This window comes from Limnobacter sp. MED105 (genome assembly GCF_000170915.1).
Taxonomy (GTDB): Bacteria; Pseudomonadota; Gammaproteobacteria; order Burkholderiales; family Burkholderiaceae_B; genus Limnobacter.
The window spans coordinates 83,426-102,695 of record NZ_ABCT01000011.1 but is presented as its reverse complement, the minus strand read 5'-3'; the positions used below and the strand labels follow the sequence as shown (position 1 = coordinate 102,695).

General features: G+C 52.0%; 22 protein-coding genes and 1 tRNA gene. 5 read left to right on the top strand and 18 right to left on the bottom strand.

The window, feature by feature from the left end:
* From LMED105_RS11015 to LMED105_RS10945, 15 genes are all read right to left on the bottom strand, one after another.
* A complete protein-coding gene (locus tag LMED105_RS11015) occupies positions 1-612 on the bottom strand; it encodes an NADH-quinone oxidoreductase subunit C (protein ID WP_008251190.1) in 612 nt (203 codons plus the stop codon).
* Between the two features lie 12 nt (positions 613-624).
* The gene (locus LMED105_RS11010; RefSeq protein WP_008251188.1) at positions 625-1,101 is read right to left on the bottom strand and encodes an NADH-quinone oxidoreductase subunit B family protein; all 477 of its coding nucleotides are present in this window, start codon (positions 1,099-1,101) and stop codon (positions 625-627) included.
* 75 nt (positions 1,102-1,176) lie between these two features.
* The gene (locus LMED105_RS11005) at positions 1,177-1,536 is read right to left on the bottom strand and encodes an NADH-quinone oxidoreductase subunit A (RefSeq protein ID WP_008251186.1); all 360 of its coding nucleotides are present in this window, start codon (positions 1,534-1,536) and stop codon (positions 1,177-1,179) included.
* 87 nt (positions 1,537-1,623) lie between these two features.
* A tRNA-Leu gene (locus LMED105_RS11000) sits at positions 1,624-1,709 on the bottom strand.
* A 34-nt stretch (positions 1,710-1,743) separates the two neighbouring features.
* On the bottom strand, positions 1,744-2,106 hold the full coding sequence (gene secG / locus LMED105_RS10995) for a preprotein translocase subunit SecG (protein ID WP_040513251.1): 363 nt from the start codon (positions 2,104-2,106) through the stop codon (positions 1,744-1,746).
* 8 nt (positions 2,107-2,114) lie between these two features.
* The gene (tpiA, locus tag LMED105_RS10990) at positions 2,115-2,900 is read right to left on the bottom strand and encodes a triose-phosphate isomerase (protein ID WP_008251177.1); all 786 of its coding nucleotides are present in this window, start codon (positions 2,898-2,900) and stop codon (positions 2,115-2,117) included.
* Positions 2,901-2,920: 20 nt separating this feature from the next.
* Complete coding sequence (locus LMED105_RS10985) at positions 2,921-3,940, bottom strand: NAD(P)H-quinone oxidoreductase (protein ID WP_008251170.1); 1,020 nt, start codon at positions 3,938-3,940, stop codon at positions 2,921-2,923.
* Positions 3,940-6,084, bottom strand: coding sequence for a polyribonucleotide nucleotidyltransferase (gene pnp / locus LMED105_RS10980; RefSeq protein WP_008251168.1), 2,145 nt, complete (start codon positions 6,082-6,084; stop codon positions 3,940-3,942). Before pnp ends, LMED105_RS10985 begins: the two co-directional genes overlap by 1 nt.
* A gap of 132 nt (positions 6,085-6,216) precedes the next feature.
* The gene (gene rpsO / locus LMED105_RS10975; protein WP_008251166.1) at positions 6,217-6,480 is read right to left on the bottom strand and encodes a 30S ribosomal protein S15; all 264 of its coding nucleotides are present in this window, start codon (positions 6,478-6,480) and stop codon (positions 6,217-6,219) included.
* Between the two features lie 133 nt (positions 6,481-6,613).
* Positions 6,614-8,155 (bottom strand): 2-isopropylmalate synthase, encoded by a 1,542-nt coding sequence (locus LMED105_RS10970; RefSeq protein ID WP_008251165.1) that lies wholly within the window; start codon positions 8,153-8,155, stop codon positions 6,614-6,616.
* Between the two features lie 69 nt (positions 8,156-8,224).
* A complete protein-coding gene (gene pssA, locus LMED105_RS10965; RefSeq protein WP_008251164.1) occupies positions 8,225-9,043 on the bottom strand; it encodes a CDP-diacylglycerol--serine O-phosphatidyltransferase in 819 nt (272 codons plus the stop codon).
* A gap of 2 nt (positions 9,044-9,045) precedes the next feature.
* Positions 9,046-9,690 (bottom strand): phosphatidylserine decarboxylase, encoded by a 645-nt coding sequence (locus tag LMED105_RS10960; protein ID WP_008251163.1) that lies wholly within the window; start codon positions 9,688-9,690, stop codon positions 9,046-9,048.
* A gap of 175 nt (positions 9,691-9,865) precedes the next feature.
* Positions 9,866-10,882 (bottom strand): ketol-acid reductoisomerase, encoded by a 1,017-nt coding sequence (ilvC, locus tag LMED105_RS10955; RefSeq protein ID WP_008251161.1) that lies wholly within the window; start codon positions 10,880-10,882, stop codon positions 9,866-9,868.
* Between the two features lie 69 nt (positions 10,883-10,951).
* Positions 10,952-11,443 (bottom strand): acetolactate synthase small subunit, encoded by a 492-nt coding sequence (gene ilvN / locus LMED105_RS10950; RefSeq protein ID WP_008251159.1) that lies wholly within the window; start codon positions 11,441-11,443, stop codon positions 10,952-10,954.
* A 14-nt stretch (positions 11,444-11,457) separates the two neighbouring features.
* Complete coding sequence (locus tag LMED105_RS10945; protein ID WP_008251158.1) at positions 11,458-13,170, bottom strand: acetolactate synthase 3 catalytic subunit; 1,713 nt, start codon at positions 13,168-13,170, stop codon at positions 11,458-11,460.
* A 40-nt stretch (positions 13,171-13,210) separates the two neighbouring features.
* On the opposite strand from LMED105_RS10945, the gene LMED105_RS17090 reads away from it, so the two are divergent.
* The 5 genes from LMED105_RS17090 (at position 13,211) to LMED105_RS10925 (ending at position 15,572) form a co-directional block, all read left to right on the top strand.
* On the top strand, positions 13,211-13,342 hold the full coding sequence (locus tag LMED105_RS17090) for a hypothetical protein (protein ID WP_008251157.1): 132 nt from the start codon (positions 13,211-13,213) through the stop codon (positions 13,340-13,342).
* Positions 13,343-13,560: 218 nt separating this feature from the next.
* Positions 13,561-14,121 (top strand): RNA polymerase sigma factor, encoded by a 561-nt coding sequence (locus LMED105_RS10940; protein WP_008251156.1) that lies wholly within the window; start codon positions 13,561-13,563, stop codon positions 14,119-14,121.
* Positions 14,118-14,618 (top strand): DUF3619 family protein, encoded by a 501-nt coding sequence (locus tag LMED105_RS16410; RefSeq protein WP_008251155.1) that lies wholly within the window; start codon positions 14,118-14,120, stop codon positions 14,616-14,618. Before LMED105_RS10940 ends, LMED105_RS16410 begins: the two co-directional genes overlap by 4 nt.
* Positions 14,619-14,644: 26 nt before the next feature.
* Positions 14,645-15,055 carry a DUF3106 domain-containing protein gene (locus tag LMED105_RS10930; protein ID WP_198006844.1) on the top strand — a complete coding sequence of 137 codons (411 nt, stop codon included), beginning with the start codon at positions 14,645-14,647 and terminating at the stop codon, positions 15,053-15,055.
* A 49-nt stretch (positions 15,056-15,104) separates the two neighbouring features.
* Positions 15,105-15,572, top strand: a complete 468-nt coding sequence (locus LMED105_RS10925) for an RDD family protein (RefSeq protein ID WP_040513249.1) — start codon at positions 15,105-15,107, stop codon at positions 15,570-15,572.
* On the opposite strand, the gene LMED105_RS10920 is transcribed toward LMED105_RS10925, so the two are convergent.
* From LMED105_RS10920 to LMED105_RS10910, 3 genes are read right to left on the bottom strand one after another with little or no spacing between them, the layout of a single operon-like run.
* Entirely contained in the window at positions 15,569-16,546 is a 978-nt protein-coding gene (locus LMED105_RS10920; protein WP_008251151.1) for an aminotransferase class I/II-fold pyridoxal phosphate-dependent enzyme, read from the bottom strand. The genes LMED105_RS10925 and LMED105_RS10920 overlap by 4 nt on opposite strands.
* The gene (locus LMED105_RS10915; RefSeq protein WP_008251149.1) at positions 16,536-18,002 is read right to left on the bottom strand and encodes a SpoVR family protein; all 1,467 of its coding nucleotides are present in this window, start codon (positions 18,000-18,002) and stop codon (positions 16,536-16,538) included. The genes LMED105_RS10920 and LMED105_RS10915 overlap by 11 nt, the downstream gene beginning before the upstream one ends.
* 10 nt (positions 18,003-18,012) lie before the next feature.
* On the bottom strand, positions 18,013-19,269 hold the full coding sequence (locus LMED105_RS10910; protein WP_008251146.1) for a YeaH/YhbH family protein: 1,257 nt from the start codon (positions 19,267-19,269) through the stop codon (positions 18,013-18,015).
* Position 19,270: the final 1 nt, after the last annotated feature.

Genomic DNA, 19,270 nt, shown 5'->3' with positions numbered 1-19,270 from the left:
TTATTTCGCTCCACCGTATTGAGGTTCGCGAATGATGCGAGGTGTAATTTCACGCGGCTCGATGGTGACCGGCTGGTACACCACACGACCCAATTCAGGGTCGTAACGCATTTCAACGTGACCCGACAAGGGGAAGTCTTTGCGGAACGGATGACCCACAAAACCGTAGTCGGTCAAAATACGACGCAAATCAGGGTGCCCTTCAAACACGATGCCGTACAGATCGAACGCTTCACGCTCGTACCAGTTGGCTGAAGACCAAACGTCGATGACTGAGGCCACTGTGGGCAAATCGTCATCGGGACAACAGACCTTCAGGCGCACGCGCATGTTTTTGGACACCGACAACAATTGGCATACCACCCAGAAACGTTGGGATTCGTTCAATTCATTGCCGTACTCGCTGCGGTCAAGGCCACACAGGTCGATCAACTGCTCAAATTGCAGATCTTCATGATCACGAAGAATCAGACAGGATTCCATGTAGGAATCAGCTTTCACGGTCAGATTGACTTCACCGAAGGCCAGTTTGCATTCGACAATGCGATCGCCAAGCGCTGCGACCAGATCGGCGCTTAACTTTTCCAAGCTCAATGATTGGTTCTGCGTCATGAATAGAACCCCTTATCGAGCGATGGTAGAAGTGGTTTTGATCTTGTTCTGCAATTGGAGCAGACCGTACATCAGCGCTTCTGCGGTAGGTGGGCAACCGGGCACGTACACATCAACCGGCACGATGCGATCACAACCACGAACCACCGAATAAGAATAGTGATAGTAGCCGCCGCCGTTGGCGCAGGAACCCATGGACAAAACCCAGCGTGGCTCGGCCATTTGGTCGTAGACCTTGCGCAATGCCGGAGCCATTTTGTTGCATAGCGTACCTGCCACAATCATGAGGTCGGATTGACGCGGGCTTGGTCGGAAAATAATACCGAAACGGTCCAGATCGTAACGACTGGCACCTGCGTGCATCATTTCAACCGCGCAACACGCCAGGCCGAATGTCATTGGCCACAACGAACCGGTGCGGCCCCAATTGATCAATTTATCAGCCGTGGTGGTGATAAAGCCTTCGTTTAAAACGCCGTCAATACCCATTGCTTACTACCTTCACGAAAGTGGGGCAAACCATTTCAGGTCGATTGCCCATAAATAGCCCGCTTGTCAGCCAATTTATTCCCAGTCCAGTGCACCACGGGTCCATTCGTAAATGAAACCAACAACCAACACACCCAGGAAAATCATCATGGCCCAGAAACCCACCGGACCAATTTCACGATAGGCCACAGCCCATGGGAAAAGAAAGGCGATTTCCAGGTCAAACAAAATAAAGAGGATTGCAACGAGGTAGTAGCGCACGTCAAATTGCATGCGGGCGTCTTCGAACGCCTCGAAACCACACTCGTATGGAGAAAGTTTTTGCCCGTCGGGGCGGTGGGGGGCTAACACACGTCCGACCAGCATGGCGCCACCGCCTACACCGATCCCCACAAGGATGAACATCAACACTGGAAAGTAAGACTCTAAATTCACTGTGACTCCCGTGTAAACCCTAATAGCCTTCGATTAGTCCGAAAAAAAGCCGGTCGTTTTGCATATGACCGGCTTTAATTTATATCTTGGTGCCGACGACGAGACTCGAACTCGTACAGCCTGTGGCCACTACCCCCTCAAGATAGCGTGTCTACCAATTCCACCACGTCGGCGTGTTGCTACCCGGCAATCAAGCCAGGCAACAAATTATTTTGGAATGTCTTGCACCGGCGTTTTTGGCTCGGCTGGCTTGGTCTCAACAGGGGTTGCCGTTCCCTCTGCAGGATTAGCCTGAATAGACTCCATCACACCGCCAGATTCTGCTTCAACGCCAGCCCTTGAATAAAAGGCCAAACCCAGTGTGCAAAGCAGAAAGATTGTAGCACAAAAGCCAGTGGCCCGGCTCAAGAAATTCGCCGATCCGGTTGCACCAAACAGGCTACCGGACGAGCCGCTACCGAAGGCTGCGCCCATGTCTGCGCCTTTGCCGTGCTGCAGCAAAACAAGAACGATTACAGCGATTGCAGAGATGATCTGCATCACGACTAAGAATGTATTGAAAATGCTCATAAATTTATTTAACCTCTCGCGGCGCGTATTATTCCAGAGAAATCATCAGAAGACAAAGCGGCACCGCCAATTAGGCCACCATCAATATCAACTTTTGCAAAAATCTCGCTTGCATTGCCCGGTTTTACACTTCCACCGTACAAAATTCGTGTGTTCTGAGCCACTTCCGGCCCCAACATGGCATTCAATCGGGCACGTATCATGGCGTGCACTTCTTGGGCCTGCTCCGGACTGGCCGTGACGCCAGTGCCGATCGCCCAGACAGGTTCGTAGGCAATCACGAGGTTCCAGATGCCGTTTTCGACAAACTTTGAACAACGCTCAATAACCGGATCGAGCTGAGAGGCAATCACCGCCTCAACCTTCCCCGCCTCTCGTTCTGCAAGCGTTTCACCCACACAAACGATTGGGGTAATACCGCCCTGAATGGCTGCTACAGCCTTTTCAGCCACTGTAACACTGCTTTCCGCATGGTACTGACGACGCTCGGAATGCCCCACCAGCACCTGCTTCACACCAAACTCTTTCAACATATCTACCGAAACTTCACCGGTATAGGCGCCACTGGCTTTTGCCGATACGTCTTGCGCACCGAAAACAACGCTTTGATCTTCCAATAGTTTGCCAACCTGAGACAGGTAGGGAAAAGGACAAAATACGGACACATCAACCTGATCATCAACTTCGGTCAGAAAACCCAGAATAAGGGCCTCATTCGAATCGAAGTTACCGTTCATTTTCCAGTTGCCTGCTACCAACTTTTTTCTTGGATTTTGTTTGTTTGTCTCGCTCATGTTTGTCCTGATTCCCTTCCTTAATTCTCAATACAGAGCACAATTTTTCCCAATGAGTTGCCCGACTCCATCAAAAGGTGCGCCTTGGCAACATCATCAAGTGCGAAAGTGGCCTGAACCAGCGATTTCAGCACCCCAGAAGAAAAACCCTCTTTCAATTCATGCCCAACCTGCCGCGCCAATTCTGCCTTGAATTCAGCAGAGCGCGGGCGCAGTGTGGTGCCAGTGAGCACTACCTGCTTGGTCATTAGTTTTGCAGCATCAATATTTGCAAAGCGCCCACCCAGCAAGGCGATTACGATCACCATGCCTTGCGGCCTCACACAACTTAAATCCTTGTTCAGGTATTCGCCTGCCACCATGTCGAGAATCAAATCGACACCCTGATGCTGCGTATCCTGCAATACCAGCTGCTCCCAGTCCTGGGTTTTGTACAGGTAGGCTTTTTCAGCACCCAAACCCAGGCAAAAGTCAGCTTTCTCCTGATTGCCCACGGTGACAAAAGTGCGCAATCCGTGTTTTTTGCACAACTGGATCGCAGCGGTGCCAATGCCGCTGCTTCCACCGTGAATCAATACTGTTTGACCCGATTTGGCGCCACCCTTCATGAACAGGTTTTGCCAAACGGTCATGTACACCTCAGGAAGACTGGCCGCCTCGGTGAAACTCAAACCTTCTGGTATTTGCATGCATTGCCCTGCTGGCGCGCACGCATATTCCGCGTACCCGCCACCATTGCACAAAGCCATGACAGGTGTACCCAACATGCTTTCAGAGACACCCTGCCCCACGGCCACGACCACTCCTGACACTTCCAACCCAAGATTGGGATTGGCATCAGGAGGGGGCGGGTACAAACCCAGGCGCTGAAGAACATCGGGGCGATTAACCCCTGCTGCCCTCACCTGAACAAGTACCTCACCGGGCTTGGGTAAGGGAACCGGCAGCTCAATCAGTTCAAGCTGATCTGCACCACCGGGAGCCTTCACACCCACTGCCTTCATCGTGACAGGCAGCTGTTGTGCAAGCACTGTACTCATCAGCCTTCGCTGGAACCTTCAGACGCCTGCTCGGCAGGCGCTTCGGGGGCCAACAAGGCCTTCATGGACAAGCGCAGACGACCTTTTTCATCGGCCTCCAACACTTTCACTTTCACAACCTGGCCTTCTTTCAGGAAATCGCCCACGGTGTTCACGCGTTCGTTGGCAATTTGGGAGATGTGCAACAGACCATCTTTACCAGGCAATACGCTAACGATTGCGCCGAAATCAAGCAACTTCAGCACGGTGCCTTCATAAACCGCACCCACTTCAACTTCAGCGGTGATGTCTTCGATCAGCTTCTTGGCTCGCTCGCCTGCATCACCGTCAACAGAGGCGATGGTAATGGAGCCATCTTCCTTGATGTCGATGCTTGCACCGGTTTGCTCGGTAATGCCGCGAATGGTTGCACCACCCTTGCCAATTACGTCGCGGATTTTTTCCGGGTTGATTTTCATGGTGATCATGCGTGGCGCGTAGGCTGACAATTCGCCCACATTACCGCCTGTGGCTTCTTTCATGATACCCAGAATGTGCATGCGGCCTTCACGGGCCTGTGCCAGTGCAACCTGCATGATTTCTTTGGTGATGCCCTGAATCTTGATGTCCATCTGCAGCGCAGTCACACCATTTTCAGTACCTGCGACCTTGAAGTCCATGTCACCCAGGTGGTCTTCGTCACCCAGAATATCGGTCAGCACCGCAAACTTGTTCTCTTCCTTGATCAGACCCATGGCAATACCGGCCACCAGCTGTTTCAGAGGAACACCGGCATCCATCAGTGACAATGCGCCACCGCACACGGAGGCCATTGAGCTTGAACCATTGGATTCAGTAATTTCAGACACAACGCGCATGGTGTACTGGAAGTCTTCAGGCGCGGGCAACATCATTTCCACTGCGCGGCGTGCCAAGCGGCCATGGCCGATTTCGCGACGCTTTGGTGCTCCCATGCGGCCACATTCGCCGGTGGCGTACGGGGGCATGTTGTAGTGGAACATGAAACGGTCGCGGTATTCACCAGCGACTGCATCAATCATTTGCTCGTCACGGCCGGTACCCAGGGTGGTAACTACCAAAGCCTGTGTTTCACCGCGGGTGAAAAGGGCTGAACCGTGTGCGCGTGGCAAAACACCAGTGCGAACGGTAATTGGACGAACGGTGCGTGTGTCGCGACCATCAATACGAGGTTCGCCATTCAGGATCTGGCCACGAACAATCTTCGCTTCCAGACCAAACATGATGTCGCCAACGTCGGCATTGGTAATGCCCGCGCGCTGCTCTTCAGTCAACTTGGCTGGCAGTTCTGCTGCGACTTCAGCTGAAATTTCCTTCAAACGCTGGCTACGTGCCTGCTTTTCAGTCATTTTGTAAGCTGCGGCAAGCTTTTCACCGGCCAATTCAGTCACTGCAGCCAACAGGGGCTCGTTCACCGGGGCTGGCTTCCAGTCCCATTCTGGCTTGCCAGCTTTGGCTGTCAGCGCGTGGATCGCATTGATTGCCGCTTGCATTTGTTCGTGACCGAACATGATGCCGCCCAACATGATTTCTTCAGACAGCTCATGGGCTTCGGATTCAACCATCAGCACAGCGGCTTCGGTTCCTGCAACAATCAGGTCCATTTTGCTGTCTTTGAGCTGCGTGGCTGTGGGGTTCAACACGTACTGGTCATTGATGTAACCCACGCGAGCACCGCCCACGGGGCCGTTGAATGGAATGCCGGCGATTGACAGCGCAGCAGATGCACCCAGCATGGCTGGAATGTCTGGATTGACTTCTGGGTTGATCGACATGACGGTCAATGTCACCTGCACTTCATTGAAGAAGCCTTCAGGAAACAGGGGCCGCAGTGGGCGATCAATCAAACGTGCATTCAGGGTTTCTTGCTCAGTGCCCTTGCCTTCGCGCTTGAAGAAGCCGCCGGGGATACGGCCGGCAGCATAGAATTTTTCAACGTAATCAACTGTCAACGGGAAAAAATCTTGACCAGGCTTGGCCGACTTGGCAGCCACCACTGTGGCCAATACTACGGTGTCGTCTACGGTAACGATTACAGAGCCACCCGCCTGGCGGGCGATTTCACCGGTTTCCAGGGTCACTGTGTGTTGACCGTACTGGAAGGTTTCTTTATGAATTTCAAACACTTTGTCTTTTCCTTTTAGTAATCTCGCCGGGCCAATACCCGGATGCGAGAGCCCGTCAGTTTTAAAACACAAATGCCCACAACCGGGGTTGCAGGCATTTGAGTCAAATCAACGGCTTGTAGCAGCGACCAATTACTTGCGTAGACCCAAGCTGCTGATCAGGTTGCGGTAGGCATCTGCGTTTTTGCGCTTGAGGTAATCAAGCAGCTTACGACGACGAGACACCATGCGCAGCAAACCGCGGCGTGAGTGATGGTCTTTGGCGTTGGCCTTGAAGTGATCGGTCAACGAGTTGATTCGGGCTGTCAACAATGCCACTTGAACCTCGGGAGAACCTGTGTCGCCCTTGGCGCGTTGATATTCGGCAAGAATTGCCGCTTTATTGATTTCTGACATCTTTATTACTCCACTTGCGTGAACTTGCAGCCCGATTTTGAACAAATGGTGACCGCAGTTCCGTGTAAAAAGATCGCCTCTATTCAAAAGGCGATCACCTGAACCCGCTATTGTAGGGGAAATTGAAAATAAATCAAACCTGCGGATTCAACTTTTCATGTTTTGACTGCAATTTGTTCAACGCAGACAGGTAGGCCTTGGCCGATGCGACCACGATATCGGGATCTGCACCCACGCCATTGACGATTCGACCGCCCTTTTGCAAGCGCATGGTCACTTCTCCTTGCGATTCAGTAGTGCCCGACGTAATGCCGTTGACCGAGAACAGCAACAACTCAGCGCCGCTTTGCACTTCGGCTTCAATGGCCTTGACGGTTGCATCCACAGGCCCGTTGCCCTGACTTTCAGAGACCACCTCGCGGCCATCGATCGAGAACACCACGCGCGCCTTGGGACGCTCGCCTGTCTCCGAATGCTGAACCAAAGACACATAACGATAATGCTCGGACTCGCCACCCGAACCATCACCAGAGACCAAGGCATGAATGTCTTCATCAAAAATTTCGGCTTTTCGATCCGCCAAATCCTTGAATCGCTGAAACGTGTCGTTTAAGGCCTGTTCGCTTTCCATCTCGATGCCCAGGGCCTCAAGACGCTGCTTGAAAGCGTTGCGACCGGACAACTTGCCCAGAACAATCTTATTGGCGGACCAACCTACATCCTCAGCAGTCATGATTTCATAGGTTTGGCGCGCCTTCAGCACACCATCCTGGTGAATACCGGAGGCATGAGCAAAAGCATTGGCCCCGACAATGGCCTTGTTGGGTTGAACCACAAAACCGGTAATGTTGCTGACCAGGCGGCTGGCAGACACGATTTGAGTGGTGTCGATGCCGACATCCAGGTCGAAGAAATCCCGACGGGTCTTGACCGCCATCACAATTTCCTCGAGGGAACAGTTGCCTGCGCGTTCACCCAGCCCGTTGATTGTGCATTCCACCTGGCGCGCACCACCAATGGCCACACCAGCCAGGGAATTGGCCACAGCCATACCCAAATCGTTGTGGCAGTGTACCGACCAAACGGCTTTGTCACTGTTGGGCGTCAGGGTGCGCAAGTCGCGCATGAACTCGCCGTACAACGAGGGCACTGCGTACCCCACCGTGTCAGGAATATTGATTGTTTTGGCGCCCGCCTTGATGACCGCCTCGCAGACTTTGGCCAGGAAAGGCAATTCAGAACGATAACCGTCTTCAGCGGAGAACTCCACGTCATCGGTGTACTGCAAAGCCAGCTTCACGGCTTTCACCGCCTGCTCCAGAACCTGGTCCGGCGTCATGCGAAGCTTGACTTCCATGTGAAGAGGCGAAGTGGCAATAAAGGTGTGAATGCGGCGACGTTCGGCTGGTGCGAGCGCATCACCTGCTCGCGTGATGTCTTTGTCGTTGGCACGGGCCAGTGAGCACACCGTGGAATCTTTGATGACCGACGCAATGGATTTGATGGCCTCGAAATCGCCATTGCTCGAAGCGGCGAAACCAGCTTCGATCACATCGACCTTCAGCTTTTCCAGCTGCTTGGCGATGCGGATTTTCTCTTCGCGGGTCATGGATGCGCCAGGGCTTTGCTCGCCGTCGCGCAAGGTGGTGTCGAATATGATGAGGCGGTCTGACATGCTGTTCTCCTGATTATGCGCTAAGGATACAGCAATGCAGGCTGGCAGCGGTATTGCGGGGAACCCGACTTAGAAATGTTCATCCCTTTCGATGTCGAGCCCCTTCAACCCCTGCCCGCGTACTTTGCGAACAACATAGACCACGTATCCCGACAGACCATACAACACAAAAACCCCAAAAAGAACTTTGGGTGGATCTTGAGAGACCAGTGCGAATACCAGAGGAATCAAGGCAAGCACCAGAAACGGGACGCTTCGGCGAAAATGGAAATCTTTGCCGCTGAAAAAAGGAACGTTGGACACCATGGTGATGCCGGCGTAGAAGGTAATGCCCCATGCCAGCCAGTCCAGTTCGGCTCCGGCCATTTTGGCATCGTCCATTACCCACACAAACCCGGTAACCAAGGCCGCTGCTGCAGGGCTGGGCAAGCCCTGAAACCAGGCTTTATCAACCACGGCTGCATTGGTGTTGAATCGTGCCAGGCGCAGGGCTGCGCCTGCCAGGTATACGAAAGCGGCAACCCAGCCCAGCTTGCCCATACCACTTAGCGACCATTCGTAAATGATAAGAGCCGGTGCCGCACCGAAGGACACCATATCGGCCAAACTGTCATACTCGGCACCAAAGGCACTTTGAGTGTTGGTCATTCGGGCAACACGGCCATCCAGGCTATCAAGCACCAGAGCCGCGAAAATGGCCACGGCCGCAGTGGTGAACTGCTGCCCCATCGCCATCACAATGCCGTAAAAACCGCAAAACAAGGCCGCGGTGGTAAACAGGTTGGGCAACAAATAAACGCCCTTGTGAGGCTTACCCGCCGGACGGGTTGCACCACCCGAAAATGAGCGGGGCGCGCCAAAACGGTTTTTGTTCCGCTTGAATCGCATGATCAGGACACCAGCTCAGCCAATACTGTCGAGGACGCAGACACTTTGTCTCCGATTGCAACTTTGGGAACCGAGTCAGTTGGCAAATACACATCGACACGTGAGCCAAAACGAATGAAACCATAGCGTTGACCCTTTTCAACGGTCTCGCTCGGTTTCACATAGCAGAGAATCCGGCGTGCGATCAAACCAGCCACTTGCACAGCAGTTACTGTTGCGCCGCTTTCGGTGTGAATAACAATCGCATTGCGCTCGTTTTGGGTGCTGGCTTTGTCAAGATCGGCGTTTACAAACAATCCGGGGAAATAATCCACCGACTTGATTTCGCCACCGATTGGAATGCGATTGGAATGCACATTGAATACATTCATGAACACGGAAATTTTCAGCGCTTCACGCTGGGCATAGGGATCTTCCACGCGCTCTACTGCCACGATACGTCCGTCGGCAGGTGACACGACCGCATTCTTCTGGGCGGGAATGTAACGGGGAGGATCACGGAAAAACTGCAATACAAAAATGAACAGAATCCAGGCCAGGACCGACAAGAATGTGAGACCAAACGACTGAAGTGCAAGCGCAAGAATCGCGACGATTGCAAGAAAAGGCCAACCCTCGCGGGCAATGATGGGATGTGGATAGTTCATAGTTCAGTGTTGTGAATGATTATGAGACCGATTTTATAAGCCAAAAAGGTCAAGCGCGGTAACTTTCGTGCGAATTGCTCAATAAGAATCCGAAGAGTACCCCCAATTGAGCAGAAAGCAAAAACCCACAGCACTTTCGCACTGTGGGTTTCTGATAAAGCGGTAAAGCAGTCGATTAATTCTTGGACTGATCAACCAGCTTGTTTTTGCTGATCCAGGGCATCATGCCGCGCAGCTGGGCGCCCACGATTTCGATGGGATGCTGTGCGTTCAAACGGCGACGTGCTGTCATTTCTGGATAGTTCGTTTTGCCTTCCAGGATGAAACGTTTGGCGTACTCACCGTTCTGGATGTTGGTCAGGCATTCTTTCATGGCTGCACGAGCCTGGTCGGCGATTACACGCTGGCCGGTTACGTACTCACCATATTCCGCGTTGTTGGAAATGGAATAGTTCATGTTGGCAATGCCGCCTTCATACATCAGGTCAACAATCAACTTCAGCTCGTGCAGGCATTCGAAGTAAGCCATCTCTGGCGCGTAGCCAGCTTCTACCAATGTCTCGAAACCGGCTTTTACCAGCTCAACTGCACCACCGCACAATACAGCCTGCTCACCGAACAAGTCTGTTTCTGTTTCTTCGCGGAAGTTGGTTTCGATCACGCCACCTTTTGTACCGCCGTTTGCAGCAGCATAGGCCAAAGCGATGTCGTGGGCGTTGCCAGTTGTATCTTGGTAAATCGCGATCAGTGAAGGTACACCACCACCTTTCAGGTATTCAGAACGAACTGTGTGGCCAGGACCCTTGGGGGCGATCATGATGACGTCGATGTCGGCGCGGGGAACAACCTGGTTGTAATGCACGTTAAAGCCATGGGCAAATGCCAAAGCAGCGCCAGCCTTGATATTGGGGGCTACTTCTTTGTTGTAAACGTCGGGAATGTTTTCGTCGGGCAACAAAATCATGACCACGTCGGCTTCTTTTACAGCGTCCGCCACTTCTTTTACTTTCAGGCCAGCGCCTTCAGCTTTGGACCAGGATGCACCACCCTTGCGCAAGCCAACAACGACTTCAACGCCAGAATCGCGCAGGTTTTGCGCGTGAGCATGGCCTTGTGAACCGTAACCGATAATGGATACTTTCTTTTTCTGGATCAGGGACAGATCCGCGTCTTTGTCGTAATAAACTTTCATGTCATTTTCCTTTTGATTCAGGTATTTAATTCATTTTCGGGAATCCGGTTGCAAAACCGGGCCCACCTTTTAGACGCGCAGAATACGCTCGCCGCGACCAATGCCAGAGCTGCCCGTACGGACTGTTTCCAGAATGGCTGTGCGATCAATCGACTCCAGAAATGCATCCAGCTTGGATTTGTTGCCAGTCAATTCAATGGTGTAGCTTTTCTCGGTGACATCAATGATGCGGCCACGGAAAATGTCCGCAGTACGCTTCAGCTCTTCACGCTCTTTGCCCACTGCGCGCAATTTTACCAGCATCAGTTCGCGTTCAATATGCGCACCATCACTTAGATCAACCACTTTTACCACCTCAATCAAGCGATTGAGGTGTTTCGTGATTTGCTCGATGATGTCGTCTGAACCCACAGTGACGATGGTCATGCGGGACATGGTTTCATCTTCAGTGGGGGCCACTGTCAGCGTTTCGATGTTGTAACCACGGGCAGAAAAAAGGCCTACCACGCGGGACAAGGCACCCGGTTCGTTCTCAAGGAGAACGGAAATAATGTGTCTCATATTTGCCATCTCCTTTACAGTTCTTCCGAACCCAGCAGCATTTCAGACAATCCCTTGCCAGCTTTCACCATGGGCCACACGTTTTCTGTGCGATCAGTGATGAAGTCCATGAACACCAAGCGGTCTTTGTACTTGCCGAAGGCTTCGCGCAATGCGGGTTCTACATCCGATGGCTTGGTGATTTGCATGCCAATGTGGCCGTAGGCTTCCACCAGCTTCACGAAATCAGGCAGCGCATCCATGTAACTTTCGGAATAACGTGAGCCGTAATCCAGCTGTTGCCACTGGCGAACCATGCCGAGGTAGCGATTGTTCAAGTTCACGATTTTCGGCGTGAAATGATACTGGAAGCAGGTCGACAATTCCTGGATGTTCATCTGGATGGATGCTTCACCGGTGATACAGGCGACTTGGGCATCCGGGTTGGCCATTTGAACACCCATGGCATAAGGCAAGCCCACGCCCATGGTGCCCAAACCACCGGAGTTGATCCAGCGGCGTGGCTTGTCAAACCGATAGTACTGGGCAGCCCACATTTGGTGCTGACCAACATCGGAGGTAATGAATGCATCACCGTTGGTGACTTCCCACAACTTTTCAACCACAAACTGGGGCTTGATCAATTCATCGGACTTGGCGTAATCCAGGCACTTGCGGCCACGCCATTTCTCAACCTGTTCCCACCAGCCTTGCAGCTTGCCCTGATCAACGCGCTTGCCGCTTTCTTCCAGTAGCTGGATCAAATCAACCAGCACGTCTTTGATGTTGCCAACAATGGGCACATCCACTTTCACGCGCTTGGAAATAGAGGACGGATCGATATCAATGTGAATGATTTTGCGTGGAATGGACGCGAAATCTTTCGGGTTTCCGATCACTCGGTCGTCGAAACGGGCACCCACTGCAATCAGCACGTCGCAGTTTTGCATCGCCAGGTTGGCTTCGTAAGTGCCGTGCATGCCAGGCATGCCCATGAACTTCTTGTCGCTGGCTTTGAATGCACCCAAACCCATCAGGGTATTGGTACAAGGCGCACCAACCCATTCGACCAAGCGGGTCAACTCAGCCGATGCATCGCCCAGGATCACGCCACCGCCGGAATAGATCATGGGGCGCTCGGCTTCCAGAATCATTTGCACGGCTTTCTTGATTTGACCCTGATGGCCTTTGACCACGGGATTGTATGAGCGCATTTTCACGGGCTCGGAGTAATCAAACGTGGTTTTGTGAATGGTGATGTCTTTGGGGATATCGACCAACACCGGGCCTGGACGACCTGTGCGGGCGATGTAAAACGCTTCTTTCATGACACGCGCAAGGTCTTTCACATCTTTCACGAGGAAGTTGTGCTTGACGCAAGGGCGTGTAATACCCACGGTGTCGCATTCCTGGAATGCATCCTGACCGATCGCGTGCGTGGGCACCTGACCAGACAAAATCACCATGGGAATTGAATCCATGTAGGCAGTTGCAATGCCGGTAACGGCATTGGTCAAACCTGGGCCTGAAGTAACGAGACAGACACCCACCTTGTCGCTTGAACGCGAGTAGGCATCGGCCGCATGCACTGCAGCTTGTTCGTGACGTACCAGAATATGTTCGAAACCGTCTTGTTTGAAGATGGCATCGTAGATGTAGAGTACTGCTCCGCCTGGGTAACCGAAAACGTGCTTGACGCCTTCTTCTTCCAGACATTTGACAACGATTTCCGCGCCGGTATATTCCATTTTTAAAAAATCCTGACAAAATCCACGGGACATTGGTCGGATGCCGTCCTGGATCGCATTGCCGTGGGGCACAGGCTTTTTGAAAATGAACAACCTTGTGGGTGTGGACATGTCGCAAAGCGCTGGCGATCACAACCCGATTATGTCGGGCAGGTTGGCCATGGGCTTCTGAACTACAAGTTCAGCGCCCTAGCGCGTCTTTCGCTAAAACAACAAGGGTATGCTGATTAACTAGAGACAAAAACAGGGTAGAACGAGATCTTAGTGCGAAGCCCGCTGTGGGTCAAGAAAAAAGCTTGTGGCTTTGATATCATGCCGTATTGTTAAATATTGCGAATCATTCTCGCCTCGACCCCCAAACCCTCTGACACCACCTCGACACACACATTTATGGCCAGCACGCGAGAATTAGAGGATTTTTTGAGAGAGGTGTCGCACCGGGCTTATCGCCAAGCATTTTTTGCCGTCAAGAACGAAGAAAGTGCCATGGACCTGGTGCAGGAAAGCATGATGAAGCTTTCTGACAAATATGGCGACAAACCCAAAGAAGAACTGCCGATGCTGTTTACACGCATCTTGCAGAACACAATTTTGGACTACCACCGCCGTCAGAAGGTTAGAAACACCTGGACAACGCTGTTTTCAAGTTTTCAGAAGAAAGATGAAGAAGATTACGATGTGCTTGAGAACCTTCTCGCACAAGATGAATCTCAGAACGCGAGCGCCCAGGATGAAATTGAGCAGTCACAAAACATGGCCGCCATCGAAGAGGCCATCGCAAATTTGCCAGAACGTCAACGCCAGGCATTCATCTTGCGTTATTGGGAAGAGATGGACTTGGCAGAAACGGCAGAGATCATGGGGTGTTCTGAGGGCAGTGTGAAAACGCACTGCTCCAGAGCGACAAAGGCATTGGCACAGGTATTGAGGCAACAGGGGTTTCGGGAATGAATGAAGATCGGCTAACCGCAAATGTAGTAAAAAGGCTACTTGATGAGTCGGCAGGCCAAGTTCCGCCCCACATTCAAGATCGCCTTAACCTCGCCATCGCCAAATCGGTGCAACTTCATGCTGAGAAACACAGCATTCAAGGCAAAACGAAGCACATCAAGGATGGGCCCAATCATGGCTCGATAGGCGGCCTGTTTCATCAATTTTCTGAGTGGTTCAACCGCCCTGCCTTGTCGATGGCTGTGAGTGCGCTGTTCATTGCCGGTGCAGCATTTGGTGTGGCGCAGTTTGGTCTGGAAAATTCAGACGCACGAATTTCTGAAACAGCAGATCTTGATGCGGCCATTTTGTCGGACGATTTGCCACCCGATGCTTACCTGGATCCAGGATTTATCAATTACGCCACTGAGTTGCAGAAAAACAATGCAATTCCAGCTGAGGACGGAATTGAGCAATGGATGGACTCATTACCCGCCGACTTCACCACGTCGATCTAGTATTTTAAGGATTGAGGGGCATGATCATGACTAGACTCTTTTCCGGATTGATGACTTTGGGCTTGGTCCTGGTGCTGTGCATTCAGAGTGACAATGCTTTCGCCGCGACCGACTGGTCAGAGTTGTCAGACAAACAGCAAGAACTGCTTGCCCCCCTGAAAGACGACTGGAACTCCATGAACAATGCCCAGCAAGAACGCTGGCTCAAAGTGGGTAGAAAATACGAAAGCGAGCCCCCTGAACGTCAGGCGATCATGCGTGAGCGCGTGAGTACCTGGAGCGAATTAAGCCCAAGGGAGAAAGCTGCTGCCCGCGAAAACTACAAAGCCCTGAAAGAAAAGCGCCAAGGCGAGCGAAATTCGAGCTGGAATAGCTATCAAAGCCTTGACCAAAAGCAACGCGATGAATTCAAGGGAAAAGCAACAAACCTTCGCTGAATTAATTCCCCGCTCCATTTCGAAAGCGCGCCAGCGATAAAATAGTGAAATGGAACGACTACTAGACAACGGGCTCATCAGTCCCAGCAGAAAACGCCGATTTGCAAGCATGCTGTACGAAAGTATGCTGCTGTTCGGCGTTTTGTTCATTGCAGGCTACTTTTTCGACACACTCACCCAAAGCCGACATGCCCTATATCTTAGAGAGGCACGCCAGTGGTGGTTCTTTGCCGTATTGGGGCTGTATTTTGTGTGGTTTTGGCGCCATGGAGGCCAAACCCTTGCCATGAAAACCTGGCATATTCGATTAGTGAAAGAGAACGGGGAGCGCGTTGGACTTACTCAGGCGCTGCTGCGTTATGTGCTCTGTTGGCTTTTCAATTTGACTGGCATCGCCTTCATCTACTCTTTTTTTGATAAAAACGGGCAATTTCCTCAAGACCGTTTGGCAAAAACCCTGCTGGTTTCAACCAAACCAAGAGAACGAGGTATCGAAGAAGTGATGCGTCACGATTAATCGCTCAGCGCATTAACCGCATTCTGCAGGCGAAACCAATCTGCCTCTGACTTCGGCGCGCCACAACGCAAAATGATGTACTCCGCAGGATAGGCACGCACCAGAATACCCATATTCTCCAGATCAACAGCCCACCGTTCATTGTTCGGGTGAGCAAAGCTGATGAAGTAACCACCTTTGTGAATTGGAATATGCTCGCCCAGTCGAACGCGCCAAAGTGAAGCAAGCCGTTCACACACCGCCTCAAGCCTGACGAACTGCTTGGCTCTCCATTGCTCTGCCGCAAAATACTGTAGCGCCAGCCACCATTGCGGTGAAGAAACTGCTTGTGTACCTACTTCGTTGAGCAATGCTGTGCAAACCGCCTTGGGGGCACAGACAAAGGCCAGATTCGCGCCAGCCAAACCACAAAAGGGCGCCACGGAGCGAAGCACAATGGCAGGCTCGGCTTCAATAAAAGAGGCGTAAGACTCCTCTCCAGTCCAATCCAGATAAGCCTCGTCGAGAATTAGCCACCCCCCCTGCTCACGAAGCTTTCGGGCCAGAGGCTTGATTTGCTGGATGCCGATCATTTGGCAAGTGGGATTGACCGGACGACCTAGCACCACTACATCGCACTCTGGAATTTCCCCCTCCAGTATAAGTTCCACAGGCCAGTCCAGCACAACGTGATTGGCCCTTCGAAACCGTTTGTCCCACTGATCGAAACTGGGCTCGGCCAGGACAACCCGCATTGAGCCGTACCAGGTTTGAAACAAACGTGCGAGCGCAGAAATACCGCTTTCTATGCCAGTGACCGCCAACACGGATTCGCATTCGAAAAAACGGGCTGCCTCGAGATGAAAGCGAGAACGAAGCAGGTCTGGGCTGGCCCACACCGAAGCGGGCATGTCAGGCAGGCTCAACTCGAAAGGCGCGACCGAACCGGAAAGATCTAGTTTGGCCTGCTGTATGACTTGGGTTTCAATGCGCATCCGATGTTTCCAGATGTACCGGAAAGCCCCACAAGCGTTCGACCTGGGCGAGTGTTTTCTCGGCTTCGTCTACATTCAGCGGTCTGCCGCGACGACTCATGTGAGTCAGGGTGAGTGAGCGGTCTGTCATTCGAGCATACGATGTCACCTGAATGTCGGGCACCATACTTTCACGAGAGTACTGGTTGGCCAACAGGGTGCGGATGCGCTTGTAGCCCTCGTCATTGTGGATACTGTCGATGAACAACTCGCTTTCCGTTTTATGATCTGCGATTGCAAACAAGCGGAAATCGCGAATGACCTTGGGTGACAAAAACTGACGAATGAATGATTCGTCCTTGAAATTGCGCATGGCAAAATCAACGGCTTTCAACCAGTTACCACTTCCAGCAAGTTCGGGAAACCAACGCTTGTCTTCCTCAGTGGGTTTTTCACACATGCGGCGAATGTCACTGAATATGGCAAAGCCCAAAGCATAGGGATTCAAGGCCCGGAACCGCCCATCGCGCGAATCTGGCTGAAAAACGACATTGGTGTGAGAAGTCAGAAATTCAAGCATGAAACCATCGGATACCAGCTTCTCGTCATACAGGGTATTGAGCAAGGTGTAATGCCAGAAACTCGCCCACCCTTCGTTCATGACCTTGGTTTGCCCCTGAGGATAAAAGTACTGAGACATTTTGCGAACTATGCGCACCAGTTCTCGTTCCCAATCTCGCAGTTTTGGAGCTTCCTTTTCGATAAAGTAAAGGATGTTTTCAACCGGCTCACGGGGGTAGTTGTCTTGACGACGCTCTATTTGAGCAGCCTCGACTGGTGACACCTTGGCCATGATTTCATCGTACTGACGTCGCTTCTCTTCAGCCAGATCATCACGCTTCACCTTCAACGATGCTTCAGATTCGAAGCGTCTTTTATAGCGATCAACCCCGAAATGCTGTATGGCATGGGCTGCATCGAGTACTTCCTCGACCACATCGATGCCATATTTTTCTTCACATTCCATGACGTACTTTTTGGCGAAAACCAGGTAATCGATAATTGCGTCGGCCTGCGTCCATTGCCGAAACAGATAGTTGCCTTTGAAAAAGGAATTGTGTCCGTAACAGGCGTGCGCAATCACGAGTGTCTGCATTGTCATGGTGTTCTCTTCCATGAGGTAGGAAATGCAGGGGTTGGAATTGATCACCACCTCATAGGCCAGGTTCTGTTGTCCCGTCTCGTAGAGATGTTCGTTGACAGAAAAAGATTTGCCGTAGCTCCAGTGCGGATACATGACGGGCATCGCCCCGCTGGAGTATGCGTCCAGCATTTGCTCAGCGCTGATCACTTCAATTTGATTGGGGAAAGTATCGAGTTTGAATTTGTTGGCTGCAATGTCGTGAAGCTGCGTGTCAATGTCACGCAGCAGATCGAACGTCCACTCATTGCCAGCCAGGTCGAGTTGCTGGGCCATGTTGCTACTCCTAGCGCCCAAAGGCGACTTCTTTCTTCTCAAACAAACCACGAAATACCGGATAAATATCACGGCGGTTAAACAGCTTGCGCATCGCAAAATGCCCCGCGAAGCTGTCTTCCAGACGTTCAAAGCTCTCCCACAAATCGGATGCACGAGCCATGCCAAACATGGGTGTGGGCATGGTTTCCACATAAGCGTAGTAACGCACATGCGGCATGATTTTGGAAGAGAGGTACTCCGCGCTGGCTCGCGCATCGCGCGAGGTGGCATCGCCATCTGATGCCTGTGCGACATACACATTCCATGCACTACCAGGATAGCGGGTCTCGATAATGTGGTGCATCAACTCCATGGCTGGCATGATTTCTGTGCCACCACTTTTTTTGCCGTAGAAAAAATCCTCCTCGGTCACTTCTTCCGCTTCATCGGTATGGCGAATAAAAACCAGCTTGACTTCCTCGTACTTGCGGGTCAGGAAAAGATAAAGCAGTGTATAGAAACGTTTGGCCAAGTCTTTTTTGGCTTCGTCCATCGAAGCTGAGACATCCATCAGGCAAAAGATAACTGCGTTGGTGGAGGGCTCGGGATAAGTGACACGGTTGCGATAGCGCAGGTCAACTTCGTCGAGAAACGGCACATAGGGCTTCTTTTTGACATCGTCAAGGAGATCAAGTTGACCCTTTTCTTCCTCATCATCGTCTTCATCCTCGCCTCTAGGCTCGAGTGCAACGCGACGCATGAGCGAAGCCTTCATGGTTCTAAGTACAGAAAGCGAAGTGGGCGCGCCGGTGCGGGAATAACCTGCGTTGCGACTTTTCATACGTTTCACCGATGAAATTTCGCGTTTCAGGAGTTCCGGCAATTCAAGATCATCGAAATAAAGGTTCAAGAACTCTTCGCGCGACAACACAAAGGTAAATCCGTCCTCACCTTCGCCTTTACCGGGCTTTCCTCCGCCCTGCCCTTCGCCACCGCCGCCAGGACGTGGGACTCGGTCGCCCGGCACAAAGTCGCGGTTACCTGGAACCACATGCTCAACATCACCACCCTGGCCAAAAATGAACGTCGGCTCGGATACTTCACGGGTGGGAATGCGCACTTTCACCCGCCCATCACCGCTGACATCAGAAATTGACGACTCACCAGCCACATCCGCGACCGCTTTTTTCAATTGCGTTTTGTAACGCCGAATAAAGCGCTCGCGGTTGGGCAAGCTTCTGTTTTTGCCGTTGAGCCTGCGATCAATAATGGTTGAATCGCCCATG